A 16,485-nucleotide genomic window follows, 5' to 3' on the forward strand; every position below is an offset into this window, starting at 1 on the left:
CAATTTTTTAATTCCATTTGGTTAGATTGTTTTGTTCTTTTTATATCCTTTTGTGATTTCCTGGTCGTTGACGAAATTTTCACATCCTCTTGCTAGGATTCGGGCCCAACAAAAGGAGCCCCGTTCATGCCCATCCTGCGTCGGCGCAGCACCCGCATTGCCCTGACTGTATCTACCGGCCTGGTGGCTGCCACTTTGGGTTTTTTCGCCTGGCAGTCGTTCTACCCGGTGCAGGCCGCCAGTGGCTGGCGGGTCGAGGTGCTGCATCGTGACGTGGCCAAGGCCGCTTCGCTGCTGCCCCAGGCCGACGGCAGCCTGCTGGTCAGCCGCGAGCTGGATGACGGCAAAGGCAGCATTCTGAAGATCAGCGCCAGCGGCGATCGGGTCGTGCTGATCGACAACCTGTCCAAACCCGACGGCATGGTCGCGGCACAGGAGGGTTGGGTATTCAGCCAGGAAGGTGGCCACGCGCCTGTCAGCCTGTCCCGCGATGGCCAGGTCACCCGCCTGTTCGACGGCGACAGTGTGCAGGGGCTATGGAACGACGGCGATCACCTGTATGCCATCGAAGACCGCAAGGGCAATGGGCGCCTGATGCGTTATGAGTGGGCCAGCGGCCAGCTTGACGTCCTGCGCTCGGGGCTGACCGAAACCGAGGGCCTGACCCGTTGCGCCGACGGCCGCCTGCTGTACACCGAGAAGGGCACCGGCATCGTTCGTGCAGTGTCCGAGGACGGTAGGGACCCGGTGGTGGTAGAGGGCCTGCGCCATCCGACCTTCCTGATGTGCGATCAGCGCGGCCTGTGGATCAGCGAAGACAATACCCACCGCGCACGTTTGTTGCGGGTGGACGCTGATGGCACCCAGCACGTGGTGCTGACCTTCCTCAAGGCGCCGCAGTCGATCATCGCCGATGGCAAGGGTGGCTACCTGCTCGCCGAAGGCGGGCGTGATCGCATACTGAAGCTGAGCCCGTCCGTGGACCAGGCCACAGCCCAGCGTTAACCGGGGGACGCGCCCCTAGAGTAAAAGCGTGGGATCGGGCTACTCGGCAATCATCAGCAATGACTGCGGCAGCGGGCTCTGCGGATGCTGCGGCTCCTGCAGGCTCAGCAACCGGAACCCGGCCATGTCCAGGGCATTCAGCCAGCTGGCCAGGGTCCGGAAGTACCACGGCATCGGCTGCCAGTCCCCGGCAAACCCGGCAAAAGACTCCTCGCGCCAGCCGTCCTGATAGTCCCCGTCTGCCACGCTCCAAGGGTGCAAGGTCTGGATCACCAGCACGCCACCGGGCGCCAGCCGTGCTTTCATCGCCGCCAGCAAGGGGATGATGTCTTGTTGCAACAGAGCGAAATTGGCACAGATCAGCGTGTAGCCACGGCCGATATCCACTTCACCTGCGGCGAGCTGCGCATAGCTGGCCTGGTGCACGGGCGTCGAGCCTGAGGCCCGCGCCGCCTCGACCAACACGATGTCGCCATCTACGCCAGTCACTTCTATGCCGCGATCAGCCAGCGCCCGCAGCAACCAGCCTTCGCCGCAGCCCAGGTCCAGCACACGCTCAGGCTGGCGGCCGAGGATCGCCAGCAAAATTGCCTGGTCGGTGACCTGCCGGCGGCTCTCGATGAGGCCGCCACGCACCGCATCTATCCACGCCTGGGCGTTGTGCTGCCAACTGTGCAGCAGGGCGTCTTCGGGGTTGGGCATGTCGCTGATCCTGAGCAGTGGCATCGCTCAAGCATAGGCGTTCACCGTCGCCTTGTCCGAGGGGGACCGAGCGGGCGCCTGGAGTGCCTCGCGGCCATAGAAGCCCAGGGCGGTGGCCCAGGTGGTCAGCCACACGAAGATGCCGGCCCAGAAGGTATGCGACATGTAGTGCCAGCCTTGCAGCACGCGGGTGGTGCCGTAGACGAAGCCGATCAGCAGGATGGCCACCAGCAGCTTGCGTGCATGCTGCCAGCGGTAACGCAGCGCCACGAAGTACAGTGCCAGCAGGGTGAAACCGCTGGACGCATGGCCGCCCGGCCAGCAACGGCCTTCACCGGCCTTGCTGAACCAGCTGAACTGCTCGTACCACTCCACGCGCGCCTCTGGGCCACCGTAGAGGGTAGTTTCCACCGGGCAATACACACTGGTGTGGCTTTTCAGGTAATGGATGACGGTGGTGCACAGGGCAAATGCCACCACCACGAACAGAAAGTCGCGGCGATGACGGTGGGTGAAACGCAGCACCGGGCTGATTCTGGCGGCATTCAGGCCACGGGTGATCAGAGCATCGGGATGGTTGGCCAGGCGCGGCCAGATGAACGACAGCAGCGAACCGATGATCGCCGCCTCACCGGTCCAGTTCGGTAGCACGCGTGGCCATTTGTGGGTCAATTTTTCGAACAACTGGTCATGCAGCAGCGGGAATTGCCCGCTGACGGGATCGAGCAACAGGTTGCTGATCCAGCGGTCGAGTTCGGTGAGATCGAACAGCAGGAAGGTGATTGCCGCCAGCAGCAGCGGCAATAGCAAATTGTTGACGTAGAACGCGGTGCGTGGAGAAACGGGCATGCTTACATCCCTGTGCTGCTGTTGAGTGTCTGCCATTGGTTGGCGTTGAGTTGCCCGAGCAAGTGGGCCTTGCCGTTGCTGTCTTTGCTGACGAACAGTGCACTGGCATAGCCGGCAACCCGTTCGCCGCCTGCGACGCGCAGCTGCCGCTCGAGGTGGTCGATGCAGCCGCTGTGGGTGATCAGCACCAGGTTGTGACCCTCGCGCTTGTGAGCCAGGGCAGCGTTGGCAAAGGCACTGTCACAGCGTGCCAGCCAGTCCTGGGTTTCGATGGCTTTGCCAAACACGGCTGATGCCGTCTGCTGGGTGCGCACCTCGGGGCTGCTGAGGATATCGGCGTCGGCCAGGCCCAGGTGGCGGATGCCCTCGCCAACGGCGGTCGCGGCCTGGTTGCCCTCCACCGTGATGCCGGCAGGGTCGCCAAGGCAGGCATGGTTGGAGCGGTCGCAGCGTTCGGCATGACGGATCAGGACAATCACCTGGTCGCTGTTCCAGGCGCTGTAGACGCCGTGCTCGCTCATCAGCTGCGCGCTGCCCAGGTTGCTGACATGCGGACGAAGTACATGCCACACGCCGAACGCCGTGAAGGCCAGCACCACGGCCAGCAGCCAGGCTGCAGGCAGCTTACGGCCTTTGAGGCGCACAAGGCGTGGGTGCGTCGCAATTACATTTTCCAGCATGCTGCCACTCCGGGGACAAGGCTGGCTGCACCTTATCCTCGGCTTTGTGGCCCGTTAGTGAAGCGGATGTGAAAATTGTCTTAGCCCACAAGCTGGTCCACGCGAAGGATTTTTTCCGCAGGTTGCGGCAGTCTGTGATGCACACGGTATGATTCGCGCCCGCAACCGGAGCCCGCCATGGCCAAAGACATCGAAAACCCCTGCGTCGCGCTTTGCCAGCTCAACAGCGAGTTGTGCGTGAGCTGCGGCCGCACCCGTGAAGAAATCCGCAAGTGGCGTGGCATGAAGCGCCCGGAGAAGATGGCCACCGTGCAACGCGCGGCCACGCGAATGAAGGCCATCAGCAAGAAGAACGCCAAGCGCCAGGGCAACGACTGAAACCGCTGGACTTGTGTAAGATGCAGGCTTCGCAACGTTCGTGAGCTTGCCGTATGGATACCCACTCGCTTCTTGCCTTCACCCTGGTCGCTGCAATCGCCATCGCCAGCCCGGGGCCTGCCACGCTGATGGCCATCAACAACAGCATCAACCATGGCCAGCGCAGTACGCTCTGGTCGTCGCTGGGCAATGGCACCGGGCTGTTCTGCCTGTCGGCGGCGGCCATGCTCGGGCTCGGCGCTTTGTTGGCCAGTTCCGAAATGCTGTTCAACGCGGTCAAGCTGATCGGTGCTGGCTACCTGTTCTACCTCGGTGCCCGGCAGTTGCTCAAGAAGGGCCCGATGCTGGTCGACCAGGCGGCCGCGAAGGTGAGCAAGCCGACCCCGCTGAAGTTGTACAAGTCGGCGTTCCTGACTGCTGTTACCAACCCCAAGGCAACCATGTTCTTCACCGCGCTGTTCCCGCAGTTCATCGACCAGGGCGCGGCGTTGCTGCCGCAGTTCCTCACCCTGACCGGGATCTTCGTGGCGTTGTCGCTGATCTCGTTGACGCTGTATGCGGCGCTGGCGTCGCGGGCCAAGGGCGTGCTCATCCGGCCGGCGCTGTCGCGTTGGGTGAGCCGGGTAGTGGGTACGACCTTCATTGGCTTTGGTGCGGCGATTCTCGCCATGCGCCGCCAGGCCGCTTCGGCGCCACTCTAGTGCCTGCCTGTCGCTGCATGTCAGCGACACGGCTTGCCAAGCAGTTGCATGTTCACTGATAGCAAAAGGATTTGTCTTTTACTCTGCATCTATGGCTTCCCTTCGCTTTGGCCTACCTGACGACAACCCTGTCCCCGGGCCCAAACGTTCTGTTGGTGGTGCGTAACGCCCTTCGCCATGGCCCTTCGGCGATGGCCGTGACACTACTGGGCAACCTCGCCGCGCAGTTGCTTTTGACCAGCGGCAGGCTGCCTACTTCAAAGGCACGTAGACATCCGTTTGCCACTGATCCAGCGGCGTCTCGGGGTAGACACTCAGGTAATGGAAAAACAACGGATGGTCGCGCAGTTCTTCGTTGCTGCCGGGTAGCCAGTCGCGGTAAAGCGGGTAGAGGGTTTCGCCGATATGGTCAGGCGAGCCTGCATGGCGAATGACGGCACATCGTCCAGCAGGGATGACCCGCTCCTGCACGCCGAAGCTATTGGGCCTTACGGCTTCAGCTATCTCGCCACAGATTGCGAAGTGGAAATCGTCTTCGGGAACGGTGTCAGGGTTGTTGTATGGAATGCCAAAGGTGCGGCTCTGGGCCACCGGCGACTGACCGCTGTGCAGGCGCCATTGGCGAAAGTGTTCGACGCTTTCGCCAAGCAGGCCCGGTGAGCCATGGTGTTCGAGTGCCGCCACGCGGGTTTCGGCAAATTCCACGATACGTATTTGCATGCTGATGCTCCTGAACAAGTGAGGAACCACGAATACCGCACTCCAGGCCTGCCAGTTCGGGGCTTTGGCAAACACACTGGGCGCCCTGCCGAAAGCCCGCTTGAACGCCCTGGAAAACGCCTCGGGGCTTTCGAAACCCGCTGCGAATGAGACTTCCAGCACAGGGGTCGCTGGCGAGGCGACCAGTTGATGTGCCGCGCGCCGAAGCCGAAGCAGCTGTACATACCGCGAAACAGGAATGCCTATGTACGCGGAGAACTGCCGATGAAAGTGATACGCCGAGAAGTTGGCGATCCGGCTCAAGGCGTTCACTGACAGGTCGCCTTCAAGATGACTGTCGATGTAGGCGAGCACGGCTTCGAACCGTCTGGCGTAGGCGGGGCTGGGCTGTATGTCAGTCAACGTACGGAGTCTCTGGAAGTGCGGTGAGCACTAGCATCACCCGATCAGCCCTTGTTGTGCCTAGCCGTGATTGCTCTATCGGCACTTGCCTGGTTCAGGCTTGCACGGCAGGGGTATCGACGCCGGCAGCGGCCTGTGCCTCGGCATCCAGCTTCAGCCGGTCGGCCTTGCTGATGTACCTGGGCTTGTTGCTCTTGGGCGCCAGCTTGGCATTGGCCTTCTTCTGGTGGGCCTTGAGCAGCTGTTTGATTTTCTTCTGGCGGTTCATGTCCATCTCTGATGTGCAGCGTAAGACGCGCATTGTACCTCGGGAACTTCAGGCTGCGGGCCCGGTCTGTAGCCTCTCGCCAAATTCACCTGACGCCTCTTCGAGTGCCCACCCCCATGCCAAGCCAGCGCCTGCTGTCAGCACTGTTCCTGTTGTTCAGCACCGTTGCCTGCCAAGGCGTGCAGGCGGGTTCATACTCGGCACCGGCACGCAGCAACAACGCCTCGACCCAGCTGATCGAGCGCGCTTCGCGGCAGTATGAAGAAGGCAAGCTGGACCAGGCCGCCGCCACGCTGGAGCGCGCCCTGCAGATCCAGCCGGGCAACCCGGCCACGCTGCACTATCTGGGCGTGCTGCGCCTGGAGCAGGGGCAGTATGACCAGGCCGAAGTGCTGGCGGTGCGTTCCAACCAGCGGGTTGGCGGCAACACCGCCCTGCGCAATCGCAACTACCAGTTGATCCAGGCCGCGCAGAAGGCTCGCCAGTCTGCAGCGGTGACGGTCGCAGGCAAGGCCCGCTGAGGCTCAGCTGAAAAGCGAGTGCCGCCCTCAAGGCGGCACTCCTGGTGTTGCGCGGGGCTTAAATCGCCGGCGGCACCCATTCGAAAGTGGGCGCACCATGGTGCCCGTCGGGGTCGTTGGCAATCGGCGTGGCGACCATCTGCAGGGCGGTGCCGGTCATGTCGTGCATGCTGTTGAGGATGGCCGTGTACATGGCACCGGAGGCGCCGTTGAGCGCTTCGGCGATCTGATACAGCATCAGCGAGTAAAGGCGATTGAACTGCTCGTTGAGTGCCGCCATCTCCGGGTCGCCCAGATAGTCCGTCGCTTTTGGGTTGGCCTTGATTGGGTACACCTCAAGGTAGTCCACCTCGAATGCCGCGCCCGTGGGGGGCTGTCGTGGGTCGTCCCCAGGTCGGTAGTGGCGGGCGAACTGGATTTCGCGAAAGCGGAAGAAATGCGCGACTTCCTCGGGCTGACTGAAATAGCTGTCAACGTCATACACCGCGCCGCGAGTGCCTTCGCCCTGGGTGACGATCACCTCGATCGCTTCCCGAGCCAATGCCAGGCTGGTGATCACGATCGGCTTGCCGCCGCCGCCCCAATAGTAGTTCAGTCCCAGTTGGTGCTGTGGATTGCCGCTGAAGACGGCCCGTTCGCCGTAGACCTCGCACAGGGCTGCCAGCTTATGGGCCAGGGCATCATAGAACTCACCGATGGTGTAGCCGGGCACGTCGATTTCCTGCATGGCCTGCAGTTGCGGTGGCTGGCCCCAGCCTTCGGGCAGTTCGATCTCGGTGAAGACCTCGATGCTGGCTGCACTGAACGGGCCGAGGTTGGCCTCGAATTCACGTTCTCTGAACTGCTTGCCCTGGAACTTCAGGGTCAATGGGAACGATGGCACGTTCTGTTCGCTGAACTGCACGCGGCCACCGATGGCCGAGAGCAGGTTGCCGGCGAGCGACAGGTGCAGCATCTCTTCCATCATCACGCTGCGTATCAGGTTTGCTGCAACCCGGTTCCTGCCGGGCTTGATGCTGATCAGTGCCGTCATGTAGAGGGGGATGGTCGACAGTTCGATGCCCATGGCCGTGTGCAGCCATTGGCTCAGCTCGCTCTTTTCTTGTTCCAGCGTCTTCATGGGTGACCTCCATTGTCAGGGCTTGCGCGCCGCGGCCAGGTGTTCGCCCAGCCGCAGCGCAAGGGCGGTCAGGGTCAGCGTCGGGTTGACCGCGCCAGTGTTGGGGAACGCAGCGTTGGAGCAAACGTACAGGTTGTCGACACCGAACAGCTTGAGGTGCTTGTCGATCACCCCGTCTTGCGCGCTGTCCGCCATGCGACAGGTGCAGGCTGAGTGGTCGGCTCGCCAGGAGATCGATGGCGGGCCGGCTGGCGTGGCACCCATGCCTTCGAAAATCTTGGCAATGTGGTCGCCAATCTCTTGGATGCGGGTGTTGAAGTCCGGCGACTGGGAGTAGTCGACGATGGTTTCCGGCAGGCCGATACGGTTGCGGATGTCGAGGTTGGTCACCCGATTGTGGTATTCGCTGGGGATCTCGAGCATGCCGTGGATCTGCACTTGCGCAGGCCCGCGCACTGCAGCATCGATGTCGGCGCGGAGCATGCCGCGCTGCATCATCTGCGCGATGCTCAGGGTCTTGCCGTTGACGAGGCTGGTGTACGTGCTGGGCGGGTTGATCAGGATGAACTTGCCCTTGGCCTGCTCCTGCGGGCTGTCGAAATAGCGGCTGCACAGCGTCGGGAAGTCCATTTCCGGCTGCAGGCGCTGCGGGTTGTGGTCTACCGTGGCGGTGAAGATGAAGTAGGGGTGGGTGATGAAGTAGCGGCCAACCAGGTCGTGGTCATTGCCGACCCCGTTGGGCCAGTAAGCCGAGCGCGAGCGCAGCAGCAACTTGGGCGACTCGATGGCACCGCCGGCAACGATGACCGTGCAGGCATCGATGGTCAGCCGTTGGCCGCTCATCTTGTCCAGGCAGGCAACACCGCTGGCGCGCTGCTTCGAGGCCATCAGCACCTCTTCGACAACGCAGTTGTCGAGCACGCGCAGGTTGGGGAAGTTGCCCCAGTCGAGCATGTCGTTCAGGTAGTTAGGGGCGGCATAGCGCGCGCCAAACGGGCAGTACTTGCACGTGCCAGTGGTCTTGCAGGGGGCATGGCGCGAGGTGGTGTCGGTACTGCCGTGGCGCGCGATCGGCACGTGAGCGGTGCTCATCCCCAGCGCCGTCATAGCCTGGTGGGCAGGCTGGTCTTCAAGGGTGTAGGGAAAGGCGGGGAAGGGGTAGTCCGCCGAGCGAGGCGGGTCCTGGTCGCTGGAATCGCCTGACACCCCGATGTAGCACTCGGCCTGGTGGTAGTAAGGTTCCAGTTCGGCGTAGTCCAGCGGCCAGTCGGCGCCCTGGCCGGTATTGCTTTTGAGCCTGAAGTCTTCGGCTTTGAGGCGAAACGACCAGCCGCCCCAGTGGATGGTCGAGCCGCCGTAGGTCATCACTCTGGCACCGGCCAGTGGCACCACCGTCGCGCCGACATTGCGGTTTTCGCCGGGAGCATCGCGCTCCGGATAATCAAGATCGTTGTACTTATAGTAAGGCAGTTTCGCGTAGGCGTTGCCCGAGACCATGAAGTCGTCCCACAGCGCCTGGTCCTGCATCTTGACCCGGGTACCGGCTTCGATGATCAGGATGTCGCGCTGCGGGTCATTCTGCAGCAGGCGGCTAGCCAGCGCGGCGGCGGCAACCCCCGACCCTATGATCAGTACGTCCGTGTTCATCGTGGCGACTCCTCGGTGGTTCTGTAGGGCGCGGGTTCACCGGGGATGAATGCGCCGGCGATGAAGCTCAGGTAATTCACTGCATTGGTGAAGGCTTTGAAGCCCCCTTGCGAGACCTGGAAGGCGATGAACTCGTTGGAGACCTTTTGCCTGGCCAAGGCCAGTGGTGTTTCCGGCGGGCTCTGGTTGGCAGCGGGGTCGGTGAACAGGGTCTTGTAGGCCTGCGCCTTGCCCACTTCGGCGATCAGCGCGTCCAGGGTCTGTCTGGCCTGGGTGTAGATGCTGCGGTACTCAGGGTGCAACCGGATGCGGTTGTCCATGAACACGAACAACCTGGACTTGTACTGCTGCGGGGCGGGCAGGTTGCCCCAGAAACTCGATATCTGCTCGAAGACTTCGAACATCGCCTCGTAAACCTCGGTAGCCAAGGGCTCGGCGCCAAGGTTGGCCGGATGGTTGACCTGTTGCTGGTACATGTGCGGATTCTCCCTGACAACATGCGAACGAACGCGCCGCAGTGCACGGCCGGCAAATGCCCGTGCACACGGAAACCGCGCCAGCGGGCGAGGGGCGTCAGCCCTTCAGGCCAGGTGACGTGCGTACTGTTGGCGCGTGGCTAGATCATCGGCGTGACCCGGGCGGTCACGTAGGCTTCTGCTGAAGGTTGCCGGCAAGGGACACGCTCAGCGTGTAGTCGTAGCGGTTCTCGCCACTCCCTTGCGGGCTGCCGATTTCACAGTTGAGGCCAGCAGCCTGAGCCACAACGATGTAAGGCTCCCAGGTGCCTGGCTGAGACCCGGAGTTGATCACGCAGTTGATCTCGGGGTTGTCCGTCAGGTACAGGGTGAAGAACACATTGCCATCACTGTCCCACAGGCCAGTGGTGACAGGGCCGGCAGTGGCTGGGGTGAAGATACTGATCTGGCCACCGTAGCTGGCGCCGCCATTGTCGCTGGCGAACGAGACACCCAGGTCGAGGCTGCTGGAGATACTGAAATTGCACGTGAGGCTGGAGCTGGCGGGCATGATTCTCTCCTTGTAATCATCAGACGCTAAGGCCCTACATTATTCGTGGGCAAATGCAGTGTAGTAGCCATTTGCCAAATGCCAATGGCCAGCCATCTGCCCGCTTGTCGCCCTGGACCTGCGCCTCAGGTTGAGTGCAGCTTACTGGTCAGTCACTGCTCCATTGATGAATCTGATTCCATTTTCATGTGATCATTTGCCAATAATTGATTATTTGGGAATGAATAAACTGGGAGGCCATTAACAGGAGCTTCCCAATGTCCGTTTACGAACCAACCGCACAGGTTGCTTCCACTTCCAGAAACGCAGGAATCAGCATCGCGATCCTGGCCTTTTCCGCCTTTCTCATCGTTACCACCGAATTCCTCATCGTAGGGCTGCTTCCCGCGCTGGCCAGGGACCTGAACATTTCGATTGCCGTGGCCGGGCAACTGGTGACGCTATTCGCCTTCACAGTGATGGTGTCCGGTCCGCCGCTGACGGCTGCGCTGTCGCACCTGCCACGGAAAAAACTGTTCATCGGCATCTTGCTGCTGTTCGCCGCGGCCAACGCGGTGGCCGCCGCTTCAAGCAGCTTCTGGCTGCTTGCCGTGGCCCGTGTCGTGCCTGCCTTGGCTTTGCCGGTGTTCTGGGGCACAGCCAGCGAGACAGCCGGGCAACTGGCCGGGCCGCAGCGGGCGGGGCAGGCTATTTCAAGGGTGTATCTGGGGATTTCGGCGGCCATGTTGCTGGGCATTCCGCTAGGTACCGTGGCGGCCAGTGCGGTCGGCTGGAGAGGGGCTTTCTGGCTGCTCGCCGGGCTGTCGTTGCTCATGGCTGTGGCCATGTGGATCTACATGCCGAGCGTGGCGCGCATGGCCAAGGTGGATTTCCTCCAGCAGGCACGGATTTTCAGGGAGCCGCGTTTCCTGGCCAACGTACTGCTTTCGGTGGTGGTGTTCAGTGCCATGTTCATCGCCTACACCTACCTGGCCGACATCCTCGAGCGTGTCGCGGGCGTGGCACCTGCCGATGTGGGCTGGTGGATGATGGGCTTTGGCGCCATTGGCCTGGTGGGTAACTGGATGGGTGGCAAGGCAGTCGACCAGTCGCCGATCAAAGCCACCCTCGGCTTTCTCGTGCTGCTTGCGCTGGGCATGGCCGCGGCCGTTCCGCTGGCTCAAGACGGCTGGCTGTTCTGTGTTGCGCTTGGGCTGTGGGGCATCGCCAACACGGCGCTTTACCCGGTCAGCCAGGTACGGGTCATGCGTTCGGTCAACCACGCACAGGCGCTGGCGGGCACCAGTAATGTCTCGGCGGCCAACGCCGGTATCGGTGTGGGGGCCATCGTCGGTGGCATGACCGTGGCGAACCTGGGTATTGGCTACCTCGGCTACGTGGCTGCTGCCGTTGCGGTGCTGGCGCTGTTGCTGGCGTTGGCCATTCGCAATCTGGCGCCTGAGCGCTAGGGCAGGGCAGTCAGCTGTCGCCGGCCCGGCTGCCGTGGGGCGTCAGCCGCGGCAGCAAGTAGTCCAGCAGTGCGCGGACCTTGGGCTGGTTCTCGCGGCTTTTCAGCCAGACCAGGTTCATGGGCAGGCCGTCCGTTGCCAGTTCTGGCAGCACCTCGACCAGCGTGCCTTGGTCGAGGTGCCGTTGGGTCAGCCAGGTCGGCAGCTGGCCAATGCCATGCCCGGCGAGCACAGCGGCCACTTCACCCTCGCCATCGCCGACTGCGATGCGTGCCTGCAATGTACGCCGCTCCATCTCTCCCGGCTGCCGACCTTTGAAAAACCACGGGCTGACCTGGCCGTCGCCGTGCCCATAGCCGACGCAGTGATGCTGATCGAGATCACCTTCGCTTTGCGGGGTACCGTGCTGTGCAAGGTAGCCGGGTGAGGCGCAAAAGATCAGGCGCTGGGCGCCGAAATACTGATGGCCAAGGCTGGCTGGCCAGGCATCCGCGCCGCCGATGCGCACGACGATGTCGATGCCTTCGTGCTGCGGGTCGATAAAGCGGTCGGTAAACGAGATGTGCGGTCGCAGCAACGGATGCTGGTGGATGAAATCCAGGATCAGCGGCAGCACATGCAACCGGCCATACGAGGCTGGCAAGTCTATCCGCACCTTGCCGTGAGGCTCGTCGCCCTCGGCACTGAGCGCATGCTCGACCTGCTCCAGGTCGGCCAGCACCGACGTACAGGTGCGGTAGAACGTGATACCCGCCTCGGTCAGCGCCAAGGTGCGGGTGGTACGGTTGAACAGCCGTACCCCAAGGCGTTCCTCCAGGCGCGCGACACTCTTGCTCACAGCCGATCCGGTGAGGTTCAGCCGTTCGGCCGCGGCAGTGAAACTGCCCAGGTCAGCGACCGCGACAAAGACGTCGAGACCTTTCAGCCGTTCAGATGAAAACATTCGCATCTCCCGTTGAGCGCCATGGAACAGGAATTGCTGGCAATGCTTTAAAGCTGACCAGGCGGGGGATACGCCAATGCTCGTGGAAGACCACTGCTTCATGTTCCTCGTGGTGATGATCGTGCTGGCCGTGGATGCGGTGGCGCTCACCCTTTATTGGCGCAGCAAACCCTGACCCCAGCCTCGGGGGCAGGATACCCCCTGGTCGGGGCCTTTGCGATGAATGATCGACTGGCACCGCTTCCAAACCCGAGCTGACGGCGGTAGCCTCGGTAGACCTTCGCCGATAGAAATTCCATTCCCATGCCTGCTGGTTTTCCCGGGTTGCCGTCACTCAATGCGCTGCGTGTGTTCGAAGTGGTGGCGCGTCAGTTGAACTTCCGCCTCGCCGCCGAGGAGCTGGGCGTGACCCAGGCGGCTGTCGCCCAGCAGGTGCGCGGGTTGGAAGCCAGCCTGCAGGTACGCCTGTTCGAGCGCCTGCCACGGGGTGTCAGGCTGACCGATGCCGGGCGTGGCTATGCAGCGAGTATCCGCAGTGCCTTGGGCATGATCGACGAAGCCACCCGGCTGCTGCGCCCGGTGCCTTCCCAGCTCACGGTCAGCGTGACGCCTACCTTTGCTTCGAAGTGGCTGATTCCAAGGCTCGGCCACTTCGCCGAGGCCTACCCCGACATCGATCTGCGCCTGCTGGCCAGCGAACGCCTCGCACACTTCCATACCGATGGCGTCGACATCGCCGTGCGCTACGGGCAGCCGCCGTTCGCTGGCGGGCTGAACGCTGAGCTGCTGATGGAGCAGCGCATCGTCGCGGTGGCGAGCCCGGCACTGGTGGCTGAGATGGGCAGGCCAGACAGCTTTGCCGCCTTGCAGCGATATGTCGCGTTGCACGATGGGCACAACTTCTGGCCGCAGTTCACCGCCGCCTTGTTCCCTGCGCATCCGAAGCCGACGGCCAAGAGTGTGCGTTTCAACCAGACATCGCTGGCCATCGATGCTGCCATCGGCGGGCAGGGCGTAGCACTCGCCAGCCATGCCTTCGTCAAGGACGACATCGCTGCAGGCAGGCTGCAACAGGTGTTGGCTCTGCAGCTGCGGCTGGACAAGGCCTTCTACCTGGTCTGGCCACGCAAGGCGCAGGAGGCGCCAGCGCTGGGCTTTGTCAGAGCGTGGCTGAAAAGCCAGGTAGACGATAGTTAATCTACTGCATGCGCAAACCTTGGCTGCCTCCCTCGGCCAGTGGGTGACTGCTAGTGTAATGGACTCGCAACTGCACGGTTCCATCACCCCAGGAGGCAACATGTCTGTAGAAAAAGTGGCAATCATCACCGCCGGTGGCAGCGGCATGGGCGCAGCAGCGGCACGTCGTCTGGCCGCTGACGGGTTCAAGGTTGGCATTTTGTCCTCATCGGGCAAGGGCGAGGCGCTGGCCGCCGAGCTTGGCGGCATTGGCGTCACTGGCAGCAACCAGTCGGTCGAGGACCTGCAGCGCCTGGTAGAGGCCGTGGCCGAGCAATGGGGGCGCATCGACGTGCTGGTCAACAGCGCCGGCCACGGCCCGCGGGCTCCCATCCTGGAAATCAGCGACGAGGACTGGCACAAGGGCATGGACACCTACCTGCTCAATGTCATCCGCCCGACGCGGCTGGTGACGCCTCATATGCAAAAACAGCAGGGCGGGGTAATCATCAACATCTCCACCGCCTGGGCGTTCGAGCCGGTTGATCTGTTTCCTACTTCGGCTGTGTTCCGTTCAGGCCTGGCCGCCTTCACCAAGATCTTCGCCGACCATTACGCCGGGGATAATGTGCGCATGAACAATGTGCTCCCCGGCTGGATCGACAGCCTGCCGGCCACCGAGCAGCGCCGCGACAGCGTACCGCTCAAGCGCTACGGTACCAGCGAGGAGATCGCCGCCACCATCGCCTTCCTCGCCAGCGATGGCGCTGCCTATATCACCGGGCAGAACATCAGGGTTGATGGTGGCGTGACGCGCAGCGTCTGAACAGGTTGTTTTGGGGGCGGCCGGGAGGTGTTCGCCGTGGCAGTTCCGGCGCTCGATCACCTAAGCGCTGCACGCCTCGCGGCATACATCTGTAAGCCCTGATCGGCCTAAGTTGAACCTTGGCGATTGTGGTGGCCGCCGCGTTCGGCCTGCTGGGTGCAGCGGGTGCGATGATCGCCGCGCTGCTGCACAACCTCAGTACGCTGTTGGTGCTGACCAACGCCGGGCGCCTGTTGCGTCATGCCGAACGGCTCGGGCCTGGCAATGCGGTGCCGGCGGTGAAGCCCTAGGCCGAAGCGCACGGCACGCAACATCTGTTCGGTTACCGAACACAAGCCGTGTGGGCGCGCTCAAGCCTGCTGCGCAGACTCCGATAGCTGCTGACCCACCGTCGAAACCTCGACCAGAAGTGGCGTCAACCAGCACAAAAGGAGTACCGCACGCATGTTTGCCGACCTGAAGATCCGTACCGGAATGTTCTGGGTGCTGTTGTTGTTCAGCCTGACCTTGTTGTTTTCCACCGTCAGTGCCTGGCGGGCGGCGCTGGGCAGCGACGAGCAGATCACAGAACTGGATCAGACCGCGCACCAGTCGGACCGGCTGAACAATGCCCTGCTGATGGCGATCCGCTCCAGTGCCAACGTGTCTTCGGGCTTCATCGAGCAGCTGGGTGGCCACGACGAGAGTGCGAACAAACGCATGGCGATGTCGGTCGAGCTGAACGACAAGAGCCAGAAGCTGGTCGACGAGTTCGTCGAAAACACGCGCGAGCCGGCGCTGCACGCAGTGGCCAGCGAGCTGCAAGCCACCTTCGCTGAGTACGCCAAGGCGGTGGACGGGCAGCGCGAAGCCACGCGGCAACGCTCGCTGGAGCAGTATTTCAGGGTCAACACCGACGCCGGCAATGCCATGGGCCGGCTGCAGGCGCTGCGCCAGCAACTGGTTGCAGCCTTGACCGAACGCGGGCAGCAGATCATGCAGGAATCCGACCGTCGCCTGGAGCGTGCGCAACAGCTGAGCCTGGGGTTGCTGGCGGTGACATTGTTGCTTGCCGGCCTGTGCTGGGCCTTCATCGCCCAGCGTGTGCTGCACCCGTTGCGTGAAGCGGGCCAGCACTTCCAGCGCATTGCCAGTGGCGACCTGAGCGTGCCGGTGCAGGCTCAGCAACGCAACGAGATCGGCCAGCTGTTCAATGAACTGGAGCGTATGCAGCAGAGCCAGCGCGATACCTTGGGCAAGATCAGCAGTTGCACCCGGCAGTTGGCCGATGCGGCGCAAGCGTTGAATGCCGTCACCGAGCAAAGCGCCAACAACCTGCGCCAGCAGGGCCAGGAGCTGGAACAGGCGGCCACCGCCGTCACCGAAATGACCACGGCCGTGGAAGAGGTCGCACGCAATGCCGTGACGACCTCCCAGGCGACCCATGAATCCAATCAGCTGGCGGAGAAAAGCCGTCAGCAGGTCAGCGACAACATCGATGGCACCCAGGCCATGACCCGCGAGATCCAGACCAGTAGCGGCCATCTCGAGCAGCTGGTGGGGCAGGTGCGCGATATCGGCAAGGTGCTCGAGGTGATCCGTTCGGTGTCCGAGCAGACCAACCTGCTGGCACTCAACGCAGCCATCGAGGCGGCCCGCGCCGGGGATGCCGGGCGCGGTTTTGCGGTGGTGGCCGATGAGGTGCGCACGCTCGCCTACCGTACCCAGGCCTCGACCCAGGAAATCGAGCAGATGATCGGCCGCGTGCAGCAGGGGACCGAGGCGGCGGTCGCCTCGATGCAGGCCAGCACCAGCCGGGCGCAGTCGACACTCGACGTCACCCTGGCTTCAGGCCAGGTGCTGGAGGGGATCTACAGTGCCATTGGCGAGATCAACGAGCGCAACCTGGTGATCGCCAGTGCGGCCGAAGAGCAGGCGCAGGTGGCGCGTGAGGTGGACCGCAACCTGCTGAACATCCGCGAGCTGTCGAGCCAGTCGGCGGCGGGTGCACAGCAGACCAGCGAGGCCAGCCAGGCGTTGTCAGGGCTGGTAGGGGAGATGACGGCGCTGGTGGGGCGGTTCAGGGTCTGAAGC

General features: G+C 62.8%; 18 protein-coding genes and 1 pseudogene. 9 read left to right on the forward strand and 10 right to left on the reverse strand.

Annotated features, from left to right (window positions below; all coding sequences use genetic code 11):
• Positions 1–126: 126 nt before the first annotated feature.
• Positions 127–1,005, forward strand: a complete 879-nt coding sequence (locus tag CQW31_RS02270; RefSeq protein ID WP_054887675.1) for a hypothetical protein — start codon at positions 127–129, stop codon at positions 1,003–1,005.
• Positions 1,006–1,044: 39 nt separating this feature from the next.
• Here the strand turns inward: CQW31_RS02270 and CQW31_RS02275 are convergent, their stop codons facing one another.
• Genes CQW31_RS02275 through CQW31_RS02285 form a run of 3 tightly spaced genes read right to left on the reverse strand, consistent with a single transcriptional unit; the run spans position 1,045 to position 3,236 of the window.
• Positions 1,045–1,707, reverse strand: a complete 663-nt coding sequence (locus CQW31_RS02275) for a bifunctional 2-polyprenyl-6-hydroxyphenol methylase/3-demethylubiquinol 3-O-methyltransferase UbiG (protein ID WP_099813622.1) — start codon at positions 1,705–1,707, stop codon at positions 1,045–1,047.
• Positions 1,708–1,734: 27 nt separating this feature from the next.
• Positions 1,735–2,556 carry a phosphatase PAP2 family protein gene (locus CQW31_RS02280; protein WP_054887674.1) on the reverse strand — a complete coding sequence of 274 codons (822 nt, stop codon included), beginning with the start codon at positions 2,554–2,556 and terminating at the stop codon, positions 1,735–1,737.
• 2 nt (positions 2,557–2,558) lie between these two features.
• Positions 2,559–3,236: a histidine phosphatase family protein gene (locus CQW31_RS02285; RefSeq protein WP_099813623.1), complete on the reverse strand. Its 678-nt coding sequence runs from the start codon at positions 3,234–3,236 to the stop codon at positions 2,559–2,561.
• A gap of 177 nt (positions 3,237–3,413) precedes the next feature.
• On the opposite strand from CQW31_RS02285, the gene CQW31_RS02290 reads away from it, so the two are divergent.
• Both CQW31_RS02290 and CQW31_RS02295 read left to right on the forward strand, forming a co-directional pair.
• Positions 3,414–3,614 (forward strand): DUF1289 domain-containing protein, encoded by a 201-nt coding sequence (locus CQW31_RS02290; protein WP_054887672.1) that lies wholly within the window; start codon positions 3,414–3,416, stop codon positions 3,612–3,614.
• Positions 3,615–3,667: 53 nt separating this feature from the next.
• Positions 3,668–4,315: a LysE family translocator gene (locus CQW31_RS02295; protein WP_099813624.1), complete on the forward strand. Its 648-nt coding sequence runs from the start codon at positions 3,668–3,670 to the stop codon at positions 4,313–4,315.
• 252 nt (positions 4,316–4,567) lie between these two features.
• Here the strand turns inward: CQW31_RS02295 and CQW31_RS02305 are convergent, their stop codons facing one another.
• Both CQW31_RS02305 and CQW31_RS02310 read right to left on the reverse strand, forming a co-directional pair.
• On the reverse strand, positions 4,568–5,437 hold the full coding sequence (locus tag CQW31_RS02305; RefSeq protein WP_099813625.1) for a GyrI-like domain-containing protein: 870 nt from the start codon (positions 5,435–5,437) through the stop codon (positions 4,568–4,570).
• A 94-nt stretch (positions 5,438–5,531) separates the two neighbouring features.
• Entirely contained in the window at positions 5,532–5,705 is a 174-nt protein-coding gene (locus tag CQW31_RS02310; protein ID WP_082433707.1) for a DUF2986 domain-containing protein, read from the reverse strand.
• 116 nt (positions 5,706–5,821) lie between these two features.
• Between CQW31_RS02310 and CQW31_RS02315 the strand changes: the two genes are divergently transcribed.
• On the forward strand, positions 5,822–6,226 hold the full coding sequence (locus CQW31_RS02315; protein ID WP_054887668.1) for a tetratricopeptide repeat protein: 405 nt from the start codon (positions 5,822–5,824) through the stop codon (positions 6,224–6,226).
• 58 nt (positions 6,227–6,284) lie between these two features.
• On the opposite strand, the gene CQW31_RS02320 is transcribed toward CQW31_RS02315, so the two are convergent.
• The 4 genes from CQW31_RS02320 to CQW31_RS02335 all read right to left on the reverse strand — a co-directional run bounded on the left by CQW31_RS02320 (position 6,285) and on the right by CQW31_RS02335 (position 10,019).
• Positions 6,285–7,346 (reverse strand): ferritin-like protein, encoded by a 1,062-nt coding sequence (locus CQW31_RS02320; protein WP_054887667.1) that lies wholly within the window; start codon positions 7,344–7,346, stop codon positions 6,285–6,287.
• Between the two features lie 15 nt (positions 7,347–7,361).
• On the reverse strand, positions 7,362–8,993 hold the full coding sequence (locus CQW31_RS02325) for a GMC oxidoreductase (protein WP_099813626.1): 1,632 nt from the start codon (positions 8,991–8,993) through the stop codon (positions 7,362–7,364).
• Positions 8,990–9,469, reverse strand: a complete 480-nt coding sequence (locus CQW31_RS02330; protein ID WP_099813627.1) for a hypothetical protein — start codon at positions 9,467–9,469, stop codon at positions 8,990–8,992. Before CQW31_RS02330 ends, CQW31_RS02325 begins: the two co-directional genes overlap by 4 nt.
• A gap of 166 nt (positions 9,470–9,635) precedes the next feature.
• Complete coding sequence (locus CQW31_RS02335; RefSeq protein WP_054887664.1) at positions 9,636–10,019, reverse strand: hypothetical protein; 384 nt, start codon at positions 10,017–10,019, stop codon at positions 9,636–9,638.
• Positions 10,020–10,276: 257 nt separating this feature from the next.
• Between CQW31_RS02335 and CQW31_RS02340 the strand changes: the two genes are divergently transcribed.
• On the forward strand, positions 10,277–11,467 hold the full coding sequence (locus CQW31_RS02340) for an MFS transporter (RefSeq protein ID WP_099813628.1): 1,191 nt from the start codon (positions 10,277–10,279) through the stop codon (positions 11,465–11,467).
• A gap of 10 nt (positions 11,468–11,477) precedes the next feature.
• Here the strand turns inward: CQW31_RS02340 and CQW31_RS02345 are convergent, their stop codons facing one another.
• A complete protein-coding gene (locus CQW31_RS02345) occupies positions 11,478–12,410 on the reverse strand; it encodes a LysR family transcriptional regulator (RefSeq protein WP_099813629.1) in 933 nt (310 codons plus the stop codon).
• A 303-nt stretch (positions 12,411–12,713) separates the two neighbouring features.
• Between CQW31_RS02345 and CQW31_RS02350 the strand changes: the two genes are divergently transcribed.
• The 4 genes and pseudogenes from CQW31_RS02350 (at position 12,714) to CQW31_RS02360 (ending at position 16,482) form a co-directional block, all read left to right on the forward strand.
• Positions 12,714–13,607 (forward strand): LysR substrate-binding domain-containing protein, encoded by an 894-nt coding sequence (locus tag CQW31_RS02350; protein WP_054887661.1) that lies wholly within the window; start codon positions 12,714–12,716, stop codon positions 13,605–13,607.
• Positions 13,608–13,707: 100 nt separating this feature from the next.
• Positions 13,708–14,412, forward strand: a complete 705-nt coding sequence (locus CQW31_RS02355; RefSeq protein ID WP_099813630.1) for an SDR family oxidoreductase — start codon at positions 13,708–13,710, stop codon at positions 14,410–14,412.
• 116 nt (positions 14,413–14,528) lie between these two features.
• A pseudogene (locus CQW31_RS31120) lies at positions 14,529–14,702 on the forward strand (hypothetical protein); the annotation flags it as partial.
• A 154-nt stretch (positions 14,703–14,856) separates the two neighbouring features.
• Entirely contained in the window at positions 14,857–16,482 is a 1,626-nt protein-coding gene (locus CQW31_RS02360; RefSeq protein ID WP_099813631.1) for a methyl-accepting chemotaxis protein, read from the forward strand.
• Positions 16,483–16,485 lie beyond the last annotated feature (3 nt).

This window comes from Pseudomonas sp. 382 (assembly GCF_002759075.1).
Taxonomy (GTDB): domain Bacteria; phylum Pseudomonadota; class Gammaproteobacteria; order Pseudomonadales; family Pseudomonadaceae; genus Aquipseudomonas; species Aquipseudomonas vlassakiae.